Raw genomic sequence first — 15,310 nt, 5'->3', positions numbered from 1 at the left:
GAAAAAACAATTCGTAAGATTTTGTAATAGTGTCGCAAAAACAGTTATAAGATTGATTCAAGCAGCCTTAACTTTGGCTTAAAATTTCATATAAAAAGCGCCAAAGAATACTTAAAATAACCGCCTAATGTATTACACCTTATTCTTTTATTTATACTTTTATGGTGGCTTTTGTTACTATTCGCGCTATCTGAATTTACATTAATTGGCTTATCACAATGGTTACCTCGTTTGTCATTTTAATTCTTGGTTTTGCGGCTCTCGTATGGAGTGCAGACAGGTTTGTTTATGGTGCAGCAGCACTGGCTAAAAACTTTGGCGTGCCAACGCTAATTGTAGGTTTAACCGTGGTAGCTATGGGCTCTTCAGCGCCTGAAATGATGGTATCGGCTTCAGCAGCTTTGGCAAATAAAACCGATACTGCCGTGGGTAATGCAGTTGGTTCAAACATCACTAACATCTTATTAGTTTTAGGTATTACCGCCCTTTTAAGACCCTTATCAGTATCTTCAAGTACGTTAAAACGTGAAATTCCACTGGTACTGCTGGTCTCCATTGCAACTTGGTATATTTTTTCAGATAACTATTTTTCATTTTTTGAAGGTGCAGCCTTATTATTTGGCTTTGTTGTTTTTATTGGCGGACTTATTTTTGTCTCACTGCGAGCTAAAAACCAAGACGATCCGTTTGTGAGCGAAGCCTGTGACGAAGTACCTGACAATGTACCAACCAAAAAAGCTGTTTTTTGGCTGGTAGTGGGTATGATTTTACTGCCGGTTAGTTCACACTTTTTAGTTGGCTCAGCCGTTGATATCGCAAAATATTTTGGCTTAAGTGACTTAGTGATTGGTTTGACCATTATTGCTATAGGCACCAGCTTACCTGAACTTGCAGCTTCAATTGCAGGTGTACTTAAAAATGAAGATGACTTAGCGCTGGGTAACATAGTTGGTTCGAATATTTTTAATATTTTAGCGGTATTACCGCTGGCAGGATTAATTAATCCATCGGTTATCGATACTTCGGTAGCTAACCGTGATGTTATTATTATGATTGGCGCAACCTTGGCGCTAATTGCTATGTCATTGAACTTTAGAGGTCAAAGACGTATCAATAGAATAGAAGGTGGCTTGCTCATCGTCGCATTTATGATTTACCAAGGTTATATTTTTAGTCAAGTAGGATAGCCCATGGCAACGCTAAACTTTATTCAACAAGGGTTACGTGTTCTAGAGATTGAACGCCAAGCACTCAGCGATATTACACAATACGTTAATGAAAGCTTTAACCAAGCCTGTCAATTAATGTATGACTGCTCAGGTCGTATTATTGTTATTGGCATGGGTAAATCAGGCCATATTGGTAACAAAATAGCCGCCACTCTTGCCAGTACCGGCAGCCCCGCATTTTTTGTTCACCCGGGTGAAGCAAGCCATGGTGATTTAGGAATGATCACAGCAAATGATGTGGTTATCCTCATTTCAAACTCTGGTGAAACCAGCGAAGTACTTAATATTATTCCAGTATTAAAGCGCATTGGTGCCAAAATGATTGCCATGACAGGCAACCAAGGCTCAACCATGGCAACATTGGCAAATGTGCATGTGTGTATTAAAGTTGAACAAGAAGCCTGCTCATTGGGCTTAGCACCTACTGCAAGTACCACTGCCACACTCGCTATGGGTGATGCCATGGCGGTGGCATTATTAGAAGCACGCGGCTTTACTGCTGATGATTTTGCACTATCGCACCCTGGTGGTAGCTTAGGCAAGCGATTACTCTTAACTCTTAAAGATGTTATGCACAGTGGTGCTGATACGCCTATCATTAACGAGACGCAAACGATTAAAGATGCCTTAATTGAAATGTCGGCCAAAGGACTCGGCATGACCGCTATTGTTGATAGTGACCAGCAATTATCAGGCCTGTTTACCGATGGCGATTTACGCCGTATTTTAGAGCAACGTATTGACATTCATAGCACTGAAATTAATGTTGTGATGACCAAGTCGTGTACTACAGCCACCCAAGAGATGCTCGCGGCTGAAGCGTTAAATATTATGGAACAAAAACGTATTAATGGTTTAATTGTAATTAATGAGCATAATCAACCGATTGGCGCACTAAATATGCAAGACTTACTTAAAGCGGGAGTGCTATAAATGCAATTTGAAGATCTCTATCAACCGCTAAGTGATGATGCAAAGGCGCGCGCAAAAAAAGTAAAGCTATTAATTTGTGATATTGATGGTGTATTTTCTGATGGCCGTATTTACCTTGGAAACCAAGGTGAAGAACTCAAAGCATTTAACACCAAAGACGGATTTGGTATCAAAGCCCTGATTAACAGCGGTTTTGAAGTCGCCGTGATCACCGGGCGCCATTCTCATATAGTGCAGCAACGTATGAGCAGTTTAACCGTACAACATATATATCAAGGCCAAGAAGACAAACTCATAGCCTATCAAGAATTAAAACAAAAATTAGCGCTTAGCGATGAGCAAATTGCTTATATAGGTGATGATAGCCCAGACATGCCAGTAATGGAGCAAGTCGGTTTTGCGGTTGCCGTAAACGATGCTCATCCACTTATTAAACGTTTATCACATTATGTAACCCAACTGCCCGGCGGTTTTGGTGCGGTAAGAGAGCTGACAGACTTACTTATGCTCGAAAATAACAAGCCACTAACTAGCCAAGGAACGAGTTCATGAATGTAGCGCGCATTATACTGAGCGTTTTATTCATAAGCTGTATGGTTTGGCTCTGGTATCCTTATTTTACTAAGGTTGATATTACTGCAAGCGAAGAAACACAAGTTATTGCTAAGCCTGATTATACCGCTATTGAGCTAAAACAAACGGCTTATAATGAACAAGGTAAAGTGAGCCATAAGGTAACTGCGGTAAAAATGGAGTTGTATCAACAACTCGGTTTTACCTTTTTTGAAAAGCCTATATTCACTTTATACAACGAGCAGCAAACATGGCGTATTAACGCCGATGAAGCCACCCTCTACGACGACCGTCAACTGGTGTTAGAGGGTAATGTAACCGCTCAAAACTTAGTAGATAACGCCATGATCGATACGATCACCGCCCAGACCATCAATGTTGATATAAAACTATTAACCATGCAATCACAGCAGCCTGTCGTTATTACAGGACCTAATTTAAAAATCACAGGTAAAGGCCTTGAGGCCGATTTAAAAACCGAGGTGATTAAACTTATTAACCATACGCGAACCCTATATTATGACCAATAACCTATTTAAAATTTTAATTGTTCCCTCACTATTAATTGCTTTTAACAGTAATGGCGCTGAACCTGCTGAAGCCCCCGCTGCTAATCAAATTTCAATTAGTGCAGATAAGCAAGAAGGTCAATTAAAAGAAAACGTAGGCATTTTTGAGAAAAATGTTGAAATTATTCATGGTAATCGCCGTATCACAGCTGACCGTTTAGAAGTGCATAAACGCGATGATCTAGGCGATAACAAACAGTTATTAATTGCCACAGGCAGCCCTGCATATTTTGAAGAAACACAAGCTGATGGCACTATAATGAGCGCCAGTGCTAATGAAGTGCGTTACGATGTGTCGCTGCGTTTTTTAACCTTAATCGGCGATGCAAGCATTGCTCAAGCAGGTCAAAAAATAACAGCTAAAAGTATCACTTACGATATCGAGCAGCAGTTAATTAGCGCAGAAAAAGACGAAAACTCAACAGACCGTGTACACACTATTTTAGTCCCTGTTGAAAATAAAAAAGAAGATGATAAAGGCCAACCATGAGCACATTAAAAGCAGAGCTATTAGCTAAAAGCTACAAAGGTCGTGAAGTTGTAAAAAACGTTGGCCTAGAGGTTGAAGCTGGCAGTATTGTGGGGTTACTTGGCCCTAATGGTGCAGGTAAAACCACCACTTTTTATATGATTGTAGGCCTTGTGCCTAGCGATAAAGGCAAAATATCAATTGATGATAAAGATATTACTTTATTACCGATGCACAGCCGAGCGCGTTTAGGGATTGGTTATTTACCGCAAGAGTCGTCTATTTTTAGAAAGCTGACTGTTTATCAAAACTTAATGGCTATCTTAGAAACACGTAAAGAATTAAATAAACAACAACGCGAAGATACCTTAAATAATTTACTTGATGAATTTAGCATTCAGCATATCCGCGATAGTCAAGGTATGGCTTTATCAGGTGGTGAACGTCGCCGCGTTGAAATTGCTCGCGCGTTAGCAGCAAACCCTAAATTTATCCTTTTAGACGAACCCTTTGCGGGGGTTGATCCTATCTCAGTATTAGATATTAAAAAGATTATAGAGCATCTTAAAAACCGAGGAATTGGCGTACTTATCACAGATCACAACGTACGCGAAACTCTTGATGTTTGTGAAAAAGCCTACATAGTTTCTCATGGGGAGTTAATTGCATCAGGCACTCCAGAATATGTATTAAACGATAAAACAGTACGCGATGTTTATTTAGGCGAGCAGTTCAAGCTCTAATATGTGTGTTATTACACTAAGCATCTGCTAAGATTAATTATACTAATTTAAAAGGATTGTTAGAGATACATGAGGCAATCATTACAGCTGCGCATGGGCCAGCAACTTACAATGACTCCACAGTTGCAACAAGCAATTCGCTTATTGCAACTCAGTACATTGGATCTCCAGCAAGAAATTCAAGAAGCGCTCGATAGCAACCCCTTGCTTGAAGTTGAAGAACACGATTACAGCGAAGACACTGCAGGTAAAAACGAACAAAAAGCCGATAACGATGACTTAACGCTAAGTGCCTCAGCTGACGATAAACCTAGCGAGTATGAGCAAGATAGCGGCGAAGCAATGACCAAAGACACCATTAGCGATGATATGGCTATGGATGTTACTTGGGATGAATATATGAGCGCTGCGCCTGCCTCTTCATCGGGCCCAATGCCAGAAGATGAATCTATTTATCAAGGCTCTTCGACTGAAACGCTGCATGAGTATTTAATGTGGCAACTTCAACTGACGCCGTTTAGTCCTACCGATGAAGCGATAGCTATTGCAATTGTAGAAGCTGTGGACGATTCAGGGATTCTAACCCTTAGCTGTGAAGAAATATTAGAAAGCTTTAACCAAGAAAACGACGGCGAAGATGAAGTTGAACTTGACGAAATAGAAGCGGTACTAAAGCGTATTCAACTATTTGATCCAGTGGGAATAGCCGCGCGTAGTTTACAAGAGTGCTTGTGTATTCAGCTAAATCAATTTGATAAAGACACACCTTTTTTAAACGAAACAAAAATGATCTTAACCGATCATATTGATTTACTTGCTGCACGTGACTATCGCACGTTAATGAAAAAAACAAAGCTTAAAGAAGATGAGCTTAAAGAAATCATGACGTTGATTCATACGCTCAGCCCAAAACCGGCAGACACTATTGTTAGAGAAGAGTCTGAATACGTTATTCCTGATGTGTCGGTTAAGAAAGTTAAAGGTCGTTGGGTAGTTGAATTAAACCCAGATAGCATGCCTAAGATCAGAGTAAATAGCCAATATGCAGCTATGTCGCGTACGGTTAAATCAAGTGGTGATAGCCAGTTTATTCGCTCGCACTTACAAGAGGCTAAATGGTTTATAAAAAGCTTAGAAAGTAGGAATGACACGCTACTTAAAGTAACCAACTGTATTGTGCAGCAGCAACAGGCCTTTTTTGAACACGGTCCTGAGGCTATGAAGCCTATGGTGCTTAACGATGTGGCTGAAATGGTGGAAATGCATGAGTCGACTATATCGCGTGTTACTACGCAAAAATACATGCATACACCACGTGGCATTTTTGAGCTTAAATATTTCTTTTCAAGCCATGTAAGTACTGAAAATGGTGGCGAATGTTCATCAACAGCAATACGTGCATTAATTAAAAAATTAATCGCTGCAGAAAACTCAGCTAAACCATTGAGTGATAGTAAAATTGCAGATATATTGGCAGAGCAAGGAATTAAAGTAGCGAGGAGAACCATTGCAAAATATCGCGAATCTCTAGCTATTCCCCCGTCTAATCAACGTAAAAGTTTGATTTAAGGCGTACAACAAAGAGGAAAATGTTTATGCAACTGAATTTAACTGGTCGCCATGTAGATATTACCGACTCGCTTAGAGACTACGTAAATAGTAAATTTTCGAAGTTACAGAGGCACACTGATCACATAACGAATGTGCACGTTATTCTCGATGTAGAAAAACTAAACCAAAAAGCTGAAGCAACCGTTCATGTTAGTGGCGCTGAGATTTTTGCCTCTACTGAGCATCAAGATATGTATGCCGCTATAGACTCGCTCATTGACAAGCTAGATCGTCAAGTAATTAAACACAAAGAGAAACTTGCTCGACACTAACACTATGAAACTAAGCTCACTTATCTGTCAGGACTGCAGTAAAGCTGCGGTCCTTTTTAATAGTAAAAAAAGAATTTTAGAATTTATCAGTGAATTGGCTCACAATAAGCTGCCCTATTTAACACAACAAGATATTCTTAATGCATTAACTGCAAGAGAAAAGCTTGGAAGTACAGGCATTGGCCGAGGCATTGCTATTCCACATGGTCGCATGAGTGGAGCTCAAGAGCCCCTTGCTTTGATTTTAGTGAGCGAAACAGCTATTAATTTTGATGCGATTGATAACCGGCCGGTTGACATTTTTGTCGCGTTAATTGTTCCCGATGGCGATAATCAGCAGCATTTGAAGACGCTAGCCACGATTGCTGATAAGCTCAATGATAAAGAATTTTGTAAACAGTTACGCGCCGCCAAATCGGATAGCGAACTGTATCAGGTTATCGTCAGTCAATCGTAGTAATAAAGAAAGGTGATAAATGGAATTAATAATTATAAGCGGTCGTTCAGGCTCAGGTAAATCTGTGGCGTTACGCGTTGTGGAAGACTTAGGTTATTATTGTGTAGACAATATTCCTCTTAATTTATTACCATCATTAGTGCGCAGTGTTTCCGACAGTTATAATAAAATTGCCGTGAGTGTTGATGTACGTAACCTACCTAAAGAGCAACAGCAGTTTAATGAAATCATTGAATATTTACCTGGTTTTACTAAACCAACGGTATTTTATTTAGACAGTGACGATCAAACATTAATAAAACGTTTTTCAGAAACGCGACGTCTCCACCCTTTATCTATTGATTCTTTGCCGCTTGATTTAGCCATAAAAAAAGAAAAACAACTACTTGATGTATTGATTAACCGTGCTGATTATATGATTGATACCACGGATTTAAGTGTGCATCAGCTTGCTGAGTCTATTCGTGAAAAAATACTCGGAAAAAAAGATAAACAACTGATCATTACCTTTGAGTCATTTGGTTTTAAACACGGCATCCCTAAAGAAGCAGATTACGTATTCGATGCCCGATTTTTACCAAACCCGCATTGGGAGCCTGAACTTAAGCCACTTACAGGGCTGGACCAACCAGTAAAAGACTACCTAGCAAGTCACAGTATAGTGCAAAAATTTACATGGCAAATTCAAACATTTGTGCAAACATGGCTGCCGCATTTAGAACGAAATAACCGCAGCTACTTAACCATTGCAATTGGCTGTACCGGTGGGCAACACCGCTCTGTTTATTTAGCGCAAACCATTGGCGAAAGCTTTGCAATGAGCCATCCTAATGTAAAAATTCGCCACCGAGAACAAGAATAATACCGAGTGAGAACATGCAATGCGCTTAGAAAATACATTTTTAATAAAAAACAAATTAGGATTACACGCTAGAGCGGCGACAGTATTAGCTCAGCTTTCTGTGCAATTTGATGCCACAATCACTTTATTTCAAGATGACAAACAAGCCGCTGGCGATAGCGTGCTGGCACTTATGTTACTCGAAAGCAGCCAAGGCAAAGAAGTTAAGGTGGTATGCGAAGGCCCCGACGCTGAGCCTGCACTTAGCGCAATAGGTGAGCTCATCGACCAACGATTTAATGAGCAAGAATAAAAAAGTTCATTATTAACTCATCATCCTAAGCTTAGGTTAATAGTGGTTGAGGTAGTTTGCTCACATAAAGTAAGATAAACTAAAATTGAATAGCATTTATACCCTTCCAGCATGTAATACAATTTAATTAAGGACGCCAATGCCTGAAGCTTTAGAACAAGATATTCCACTACAACAACTAAAACAGGTGACTAAGTCACTAAATAGTGGTCAATTTGTTCAAGTTAGACGCATGCTGGCAAAAACGGCGCCTTGTGATACCGCACTTCTTTTAGAATCATCCCCGCATAAAATTCGCCGTATGCTCTGGCAGCTTGTTGATCCTGATGTACAAGGTGATGTGCTTGAAGAGCTTTCTGAAGATGTACGTTTGGGCATTATTGCGCAAATGGCACCCGAGCACATTGCTGCTGCAACCGAAGACATGGGTCATGATGACTTAGGGGAAGTACTACGTAGCCTACCTGACACTGTTTATAAAGACGTTGTTAGCGCTATGGATATTCAAGATAGAGAACGTGCAACGCAGGCTTTATCGTATCAAGAGCGCTCTGCTGGCGCATTGATGAATATAGATACCGTTACTATTCGCCCCGATGTGACTCTAGATGTGGTACTGCGTTATATTCGCTTACGCGGCGAATTACCTGAGGGTACAGATGACTTATATGTGGTTGATGAAAATAACTGCTTTTTAGGCGCCCTATCGCTGAGTACTTTATTAACCAACCCCCCTGAAAAAATTGTTCATGATTTAATGGATGAAGACTGTGAGTCTATTCCTATTTCAATGGATGAGAGCGAAGTTGCACAATTGTTTGAGCGTCATAATTGGATATCGGCACCGGTTGTTGATGACAACGCACACTTGCTTGGGCGGATCACCATTGATGATATCGTTGATGTTATTCGTGAAGACGCTGAGCACAGTTTACTGGGTTTAGCGGGTTTAGATGATGAAGAAGATACCTTTGCACCTGTGTTGAAAAGCTCTAAAAAGCGCTCAATTTGGCTGGGTGTAAACTTACTAACTGCATTGCTAGCTGCAATTGTGGCGAGCTTTTTTGAAAACACCTTAGCTATATTACCAATTCTTGCTGTGCTCAATGGCATTGTCCCGTCAATGGGTGGGGTTGCAGGCAGCCAAACCTTAACTTTGGTTATTCGCGGTATCGCGGTGGGCCATATCAACCAAACTAACCAACGTTTTTTATTATTAAAAGAACTCGCTATCGGTGCGATTAACGGTATGGTTTGGTCTATCCTAATTGCCGGTGTTGTTGCGCTTTGGCAATGGGATTTCAAACTCGGTGGTGTTTTAGCGTTTGCTATGTTTATGAATTTAGTTGCAGCAGGTATTGCGGGTGCTAGTATCCCACTATTGCTTAAAAAAATGAAAATAGATCCAGCACTTGCAGGCAGTGTGGTACTAACCACAGTAACTGATATTGTTGGTATATTTGCCTTCTTAGGTACTGCGACTTGGTTATTGATTTAATCTTTTTATAAACGTTTTTAAACAAAAACACCGCATCAATACGCGGTGTTTTTGTTTAAGCCGATAGTTACTTTACATAAGTTAAGGCTACTTAGCGCGCTGGCGATTACCACCTACCTTAGGCTTAGTGTTGGCTTTTTTAAACTGGCTAAAGCCAGTATGACGAGTAAGCGCAGGACGACCGCCCTTATTGCCTTTACCGCCTTTGGTTTGCCTTTCATCTCGGCCTTCTTCTGGCACTAAACAATTTGGACCTTTACCAATAAGCTTGGCTTTGCCCATGTTACGCAGGGCTTCGCGGATCATTGGCCAACCGGCAGGATCGTGATAGCGTAAAATTGCTTTATGCAAACGACGTTGACGCGCTCCCTTAGGCACAGCAACTTGCTCAGTATTATTTTTAATATTACGAAGCGAGTTCATTTCAGTATGATAAATGGTGGTTGCGTTGGCCATCGGTGATGGATAAAAATTTTGTACCTGATCAAGCTTAAAATCATTCGATTTCAGCCACAAAGCCATGTTTACCATGTCTTCATCTTTAGTCCCCGGGTGAGCAGAAATAAAGTATGGAATTAAATACTGCTTTTTACCCGCTTCTTTTGAGTACTTATCAAATAACGCTTTAAATTCATCATAGGCGCCCATACCTGGTTTCATCATTTTTGATAATGGGCCATCTTCTGTGTGTTCAGGTGCTATTTTTAAATATCCACCAACATGATGGGTTACTAGCTCTTTAACGTAACGAGGATCACGTACAGCAAGGTCATAACGCACGCCCGAAGCAATTAAGATCTTTTTGATCCCTTTAACCTCACGCGCCTTTTTATATAAGTCGATAGTGGGTGTGTGATCGGTATCCATATGCTTACAAATATCAGGATACACACACGACAAGCGACGGCACGTACTCTCTGCTTTTTTACTGGTACAACGCAGTTTGTACATATTTGCAGTTGGCCCACCTAAATCAGAAATAACCCCAGTAAAGCCCGGCACTTTATCTCTAATTTGTTCAATTTCTTCGATAATCGATTCTTGTGAACGGCTTTGTATTATGCGCCCCTCATGCTCGGTAATAGAACAAAACGAACAGCCGCCAAAACAGCCGCGCATAATATTTACCGACGTTTTAATCATGTCGTAAGCGGGGATTTTATTATCGCCATAACTTGGGTGTGGAATACGCTGGTAAGGTAAACCAAACACGTCATCCATTTCCTGAGTTTCAAGCGGATAAGCCGGCGGATTCACCCAAATAGAACGATCGCCATGACGTTGAAATAACGCCCTTGCACAACCTGGGTTGGTTTCTTGATGTAAAATACGTGATGCATGGGCATACAAAGGCTTATTAACGCTAACCTGCTCAAATGCCGGCAGTTTAACGTAAGTTTTTTCCCACGGCTTAGGACGAGCAGGCTGGATGGTAATTGGTTTTGCAGCTTCTGCTTGTAAATCGATGCCGGCTTGCTTAAATTCTGATTTAGCACAGCCCACATCATCCGCGCCATAAGGATTAGGAATAGGGTCTATTTTACCAATTTTATCAATCGCTGTTGAGTCACTGCCACGCCAACCAGGTAAAGGCTCTTTACGAATAACTGCCGTGCCTCTAACATCCTGTATGGTATCGATGGTTTCACCGGCAGCGATACGATGCGCTACTTCAACTAACGGGCGTTCGGCATTACCATAAATTAAAATATCGCCTTTAGCGTCAAATAATACGCTACGACGTACTTTTTCTTGCCAGTAATCATAATGAGCAATACGGCGCAGACTGGCTTCAATGCCCCCTAACACTAATGGCACATCTTTGTAGGCTTCACGACAGCGTTGTGAATAAATGATCACTGCGCGATCTGGGCGTTTACCGCCGACATTTCCTGGTGTGTATGCGTCATCATGGCGCATTCGTTTTTCAGCGGTGTAACGATTGATCATCGAGTCCATATTACCGGCTGTAATACCAAAAAATAAGTTAGGCTTACCCAATGCCATAAACGCATCTTTAGAGTTCCAATCTGGTTGAGCAATAATGCCCACTCTAAAACCTTGCGCTTCTAGCACTCGGCCAATTACGGCCATCCCAAAACTAGGATGGTCTACATAAGCATCACCGCTAATAATAATAATATCGCAGCTATCCCAGCCAAGCGCGTCCATTTCTTCGCGTGTTGTTGGTAAAAATGGAGCTGTGCCATAACACTCAGCCCAATACTTGGGGTATGAGAATAAGGCGCGATCAGCTTTTAATGTGCTCATAAAATTGGCCGTTCAATAACAAAAGGCGCGAATTATACCCTATCGACATCCCCGTTGATATAGCACAAAATGAAAGCGCTGATTAAAAATTGTTTACCTTTATTGCATTACTAAAACTAATAAATCATCTAAACTTATTACGGCTAATGTCTGCTTTTGGAATAATACAAGGTAGATAAAATAGATCAAAAGCAACCGCGACTTCGTTAAACTATTAAATTATTAATAATTGATAGACGCTGTAAATTAAAATAGATGAGGAATACCTATTAAACTACTTAAAAAAATAATGCAGTTTTCAATCATATTGCTTCTGGTTTTTGTTGTCGTTGGATTATTGTTACCACAAAATTATCATGTGCAAAAAAGTATAAAAATTAATGCACGCGCTCCCGTAATAAAGTCATTAGTAGAGGACTTTACCCAGTGGTATAAATGGTCGCCGTGGCAACAAATAGACCCTAATATTAAGTTTAATATTGGAGAACCGAGCTCTGGCGCAGGAGCCTACCAATCTTGGGAAGGTAAATGGGGCAAAGGCGAAATGACAATATCGTCATTAAGCGATAATGAAGTTGTATTTAGTGTGTTATTTAATCAAGAGCATATTATCACTAGCAAATTGCTATTTAGCCCGCACACAAAAACCGTCACGTGGCATATAGAAGGACAAGCAACGATGCCACTTATTTCTGGGTACGTTGCTATATTTGCTGAAAATATATTAGGTAATATAGTGACCCTAGGGCTAAATAACTTAAAAACGGTCGCTCAACTCAGTGATGCACAAGCAATAATGGAAAGCCATGACAGTCAAAACCGCACAAGCCAGGATTAAACTTGCCAATATTATTGAGTCACTGCTAGGTTACTCGGTCACAAAAGTGAGTAATACACCTGCCATTGATGAAAAAACCTATAATCCTCAAGGTAAAGCCAAATCGCTTTATAGTATTAATAGCGAGCATTCAATTTTAGCGCGTGCTCAAAAACGACAAGACTTACTACTGATTAAACAGCAACAAAATATTGAGACTATTTTATCCTTAGCAATGGAGTTTTGTCCTGATGTTGCTTGCGCTAAGCAGCCCGATGCTGATTGGGTGGAGCACTTTATAGCCTTATGTGAAGATACCTCAAATCAATCTATGCAAGTGTTGTGGGCAAAAATTTTTACTGGCGAAACCATTAGCCCAGGTACTTTTTCTATTAAAAGTTTACAAACACTTAAGCACATGACCCAGCGCGAAGCCGATTCATTAAGAAAGTGCGTGTCTATTTCTGGATATAACGAAAAGGATAGCAGCCACCTAATATTCTTGGGGTATTACAAAAAACCCTCATTATTTGATTTACTAGGTAAAGGCAATAAAGTGTCATTAAGCATAGGTAAAAGCGGCGTGAGCTTTCCAGACGTACTAACTTTAATGGATTTAAACTTGCTGTATCGTAAAGAAATAGAGTCAGCGGCATTAAAAGTAGGACAAGAGTTCACCCTATCCTTTTTATCACAAAAACTAACCTTAAAAGCAAAAAGTAACGATTTGGTGCTTAGCTATTATAAGTTTACTCAAACAGGTGATGAACTATTTAGATTAATGAACTACCCGATTAACAAGGTGTACAAACAGTTAATTGGTTCAGCATTTGAAGGGGAGTTTGAATTAGTTTGGCATTCTTTAAAATAGCAAACAGAGATGACTAAAGCGTGTGTTAGCTTTTAAAAATAAGAGCCACACAAGGTGGCTCAAAATAATACTTTAATTAAAAGTGAACCTGAATACCGGCAAACGGCCCCGATGCATCAATATCAGTATTAATATCATCGACATCATCAAGTTCTAAAACCATAGAGCGGTAGCCCGCTTTAACCGCAACATCAACCGCTAGGTTATCAATAAACTCCCAAGCAATACCCATTTGGTAATCTTGTACTTTACTGTCATCTATGGCTAAAAAGCTGCCTTCAGCAAAAACACTTAAACCACTAAATGGTAAACCCGCTTCAAAACGTCCATATACTAACGGCACAACACCAGAGAACTCTTCGATTTCAGTAAAGTTAGCGCCACCTTGTTGTGATGTACCTGTTACAACAAGCTCACCATCAAACTGCTTAGCATTAAGACCTAAATCAATTGAGATTAAATCGTTATCAAAAATCTCGTAGTAAAGAATATAATCAATGTGCGATAAGTCAGTCACTGAATTAACATCAGTGCCAACAATATAATCAGTACCGTTAAAACTAAATGTGTCTTCAAGCACTGTTGAGCCGTTTAATTCAAGCTCAGTGTATTTTAACTTTAAGTTTGGCACTAATGGCACTGGGTGCTCAAGCGCAGCGTAATAACTTACAAAGGTTTCATCTTCAAAGTTGAAGTTTTGCAGGGCGTTATTGTTATCAGAAAAGCTACCGTCATTATCTGCTTTCCAACCATCAACCCCTACATATAAACCCAATACAGTGTCGGCTTGTGCTACAGGGGCTAAACATGCCATTGATAAGGCTGCTGCTATACAATACTTTTTCATTTTTTATCCTTGCGCTAATAATTCGCTAAGTTCAATTAGTGCCGCATTGGCTCTAGAAATATAATTTGCCATAACAAGTGAATGGTTGGCGACATAACCAAATCCATTACCGTTTAAAATCATTGGGCTCCATACCGTTTCTTGGGTTGCTTCAAGCTCGCGAATAATTTGTTGCAAGCTGACACGGGCGTTCTTTTTATCAAGCACATCGGCAAAATCATATTCAACCGCCTGTAAAAAGTGCAGTAAAGCCCAAGTGGCCCCACGTGACTCATAAAATACATCATCAATTTCCCACCATGATGTTTTTATTTGTTGTTGTAAAGGCGTATAGGTGGCCTGTGTATTTGAAGAGTTACCGGCGAGGTCAGTGTTAACCTTATCTTGACCCACGCTTGCACTTAAACGCTGACTTAAGCTGCCTAAACGCTTTTCAGCTTCTTTTAACCAACTGCGTAGGTTATCTGCACGAGAGTAAAATTGGCTATCGCGCTCATGCTGATTGGCTATTTGAGAACGATATACCATTAAATAATCAATTCCTTTTTGGTATTCACCCTCAGCACTTGGCCATGCCCATGCTTCAGAGCTGATATTAAATTGTGGCTGAGCTTTTTTGAGCGCTTCGTGTTCAGTTGATTGCGATTGTGAGCGGCTAAAATCTTTTCGCATAGACAACGCTAAATCACGCACCATTTCCAGCGCACCATACTCCCAGGCCGGCATATTGTCCATTATTACGCTCGGTGGTAGCACATCATTTGATAAGTAACCGCCTGATTTAGTTAAAAGCGTATCAGCTACAGTGATGAGTGTTGAAGTTGTTACATAACCTGTGACTAGTTTTTCACTGCGTTGCTGCGCTTGTTGCTTAGCATTTTGCACAACATCAAAACGTGAAGGCTCTATACTCCAGTACACTGCAATGGCGTAAAACACGACAAATAACAGTACCAGTGCCGTTATTATTTTTCCTTTATGCTGTGACATTTATCC

General features: G+C 40.3%; 17 protein-coding genes. 14 read left to right on the top strand and 3 right to left on the bottom strand.

The window, feature by feature from the left end:
* Positions 1–218: 218 nt before the first annotated feature.
* The 12 genes from N523_RS0105465 (at position 219) to mgtE (ending at position 9,508) form a co-directional block, all read left to right on the top strand.
* A complete protein-coding gene (locus N523_RS0105465; protein ID WP_024601341.1) occupies positions 219–1,187 on the top strand; it encodes a calcium/sodium antiporter in 969 nt (322 codons plus the stop codon).
* Between the two features lie 3 nt (positions 1,188–1,190).
* Positions 1,191–2,162, top strand: a complete 972-nt coding sequence (locus N523_RS0105460) for a KpsF/GutQ family sugar-phosphate isomerase (RefSeq protein WP_016900276.1) — start codon at positions 1,191–1,193, stop codon at positions 2,160–2,162.
* Positions 2,163–2,714, top strand: a complete 552-nt coding sequence (kdsC, locus tag N523_RS0105455; RefSeq protein WP_028834535.1) for a 3-deoxy-manno-octulosonate-8-phosphatase KdsC — start codon at positions 2,163–2,165, stop codon at positions 2,712–2,714.
* Positions 2,711–3,265 (top strand): LPS export ABC transporter periplasmic protein LptC, encoded by a 555-nt coding sequence (gene lptC / locus N523_RS0105450; protein WP_024601343.1) that lies wholly within the window; start codon positions 2,711–2,713, stop codon positions 3,263–3,265. Before kdsC ends, lptC begins: the two co-directional genes overlap by 4 nt.
* Positions 3,255–3,794 (top strand): lipopolysaccharide transport periplasmic protein LptA, encoded by a 540-nt coding sequence (lptA, locus tag N523_RS0105445; RefSeq protein WP_016900279.1) that lies wholly within the window; start codon positions 3,255–3,257, stop codon positions 3,792–3,794. Before lptC ends, lptA begins: the two co-directional genes overlap by 11 nt.
* Positions 3,791–4,516, top strand: coding sequence for an LPS export ABC transporter ATP-binding protein (lptB, locus tag N523_RS0105440; RefSeq protein ID WP_013463982.1), 726 nt, complete (start codon positions 3,791–3,793; stop codon positions 4,514–4,516). Before lptA ends, lptB begins: the two co-directional genes overlap by 4 nt.
* 69 nt (positions 4,517–4,585) lie before the next feature.
* Positions 4,586–6,085: an RNA polymerase factor sigma-54 gene (locus N523_RS0105435; RefSeq protein WP_024601344.1), complete on the top strand. Its 1,500-nt coding sequence runs from the start codon at positions 4,586–4,588 to the stop codon at positions 6,083–6,085.
* Between the two features lie 26 nt (positions 6,086–6,111).
* Positions 6,112–6,399, top strand: a complete 288-nt coding sequence (gene hpf / locus N523_RS0105430) for a ribosome hibernation promoting factor (protein WP_010390562.1) — start codon at positions 6,112–6,114, stop codon at positions 6,397–6,399.
* Between the two features lie 4 nt (positions 6,400–6,403).
* The gene (gene ptsN, locus N523_RS0105425; RefSeq protein ID WP_013463980.1) at positions 6,404–6,856 is read left to right on the top strand and encodes a PTS IIA-like nitrogen regulatory protein PtsN; all 453 of its coding nucleotides are present in this window, start codon (positions 6,404–6,406) and stop codon (positions 6,854–6,856) included.
* A gap of 19 nt (positions 6,857–6,875) precedes the next feature.
* A complete protein-coding gene (gene rapZ, locus N523_RS0105420; RefSeq protein WP_010390558.1) occupies positions 6,876–7,718 on the top strand; it encodes an RNase adapter RapZ in 843 nt (280 codons plus the stop codon).
* Between the two features lie 19 nt (positions 7,719–7,737).
* The gene (locus tag N523_RS0105415) at positions 7,738–8,010 is read left to right on the top strand and encodes an HPr family phosphocarrier protein (protein WP_013463979.1); all 273 of its coding nucleotides are present in this window, start codon (positions 7,738–7,740) and stop codon (positions 8,008–8,010) included.
* Between the two features lie 139 nt (positions 8,011–8,149).
* Positions 8,150–9,508, top strand: a complete 1,359-nt coding sequence (mgtE, locus tag N523_RS0105410; RefSeq protein WP_024601347.1) for a magnesium transporter — start codon at positions 8,150–8,152, stop codon at positions 9,506–9,508.
* A gap of 87 nt (positions 9,509–9,595) precedes the next feature.
* Here the strand turns inward: mgtE and N523_RS0105405 are convergent, their stop codons facing one another.
* Entirely contained in the window at positions 9,596–11,779 is a 2,184-nt protein-coding gene (locus N523_RS0105405) for a YgiQ family radical SAM protein (protein WP_028834534.1), read from the bottom strand.
* A 289-nt stretch (positions 11,780–12,068) separates the two neighbouring features.
* On the opposite strand from N523_RS0105405, the gene N523_RS0105400 reads away from it, so the two are divergent.
* Together N523_RS0105400 and N523_RS0105395 are read left to right on the top strand one after the other, a co-directional pair.
* Positions 12,069–12,617: an SRPBCC family protein gene (locus N523_RS0105400; RefSeq protein ID WP_028834533.1), complete on the top strand. Its 549-nt coding sequence runs from the start codon at positions 12,069–12,071 to the stop codon at positions 12,615–12,617.
* Positions 12,586–13,467: a TIGR03899 family protein gene (locus tag N523_RS0105395; protein WP_016900283.1), complete on the top strand. Its 882-nt coding sequence runs from the start codon at positions 12,586–12,588 to the stop codon at positions 13,465–13,467. Before N523_RS0105400 ends, N523_RS0105395 begins: the two co-directional genes overlap by 32 nt.
* Before the next feature lie 76 nt (positions 13,468–13,543).
* On the opposite strand, the gene N523_RS0105390 is transcribed toward N523_RS0105395, so the two are convergent.
* Together N523_RS0105390 and N523_RS0105385 are read right to left on the bottom strand one after the other, a co-directional pair.
* Positions 13,544–14,314 (bottom strand): TIGR04219 family outer membrane beta-barrel protein, encoded by a 771-nt coding sequence (locus N523_RS0105390; RefSeq protein WP_013463974.1) that lies wholly within the window; start codon positions 14,312–14,314, stop codon positions 13,544–13,546.
* Between the two features lie 3 nt (positions 14,315–14,317).
* Positions 14,318–15,304, bottom strand: a complete 987-nt coding sequence (locus tag N523_RS0105385; RefSeq protein ID WP_013463973.1) for a DUF2333 family protein — start codon at positions 15,302–15,304, stop codon at positions 14,318–14,320.
* Between the last annotated feature and the right edge of the window lie 6 nt (positions 15,305–15,310).

This window comes from Pseudoalteromonas sp. 23_GOM-1509m (assembly GCF_000518425.1).
GTDB lineage: Bacteria > Pseudomonadota > Gammaproteobacteria > Enterobacterales > Alteromonadaceae > Pseudoalteromonas > Pseudoalteromonas tetraodonis.
Note: the sequence above shows the minus strand (reverse complement) of the source record. Positions and strands in the feature narration are given on the sequence as shown.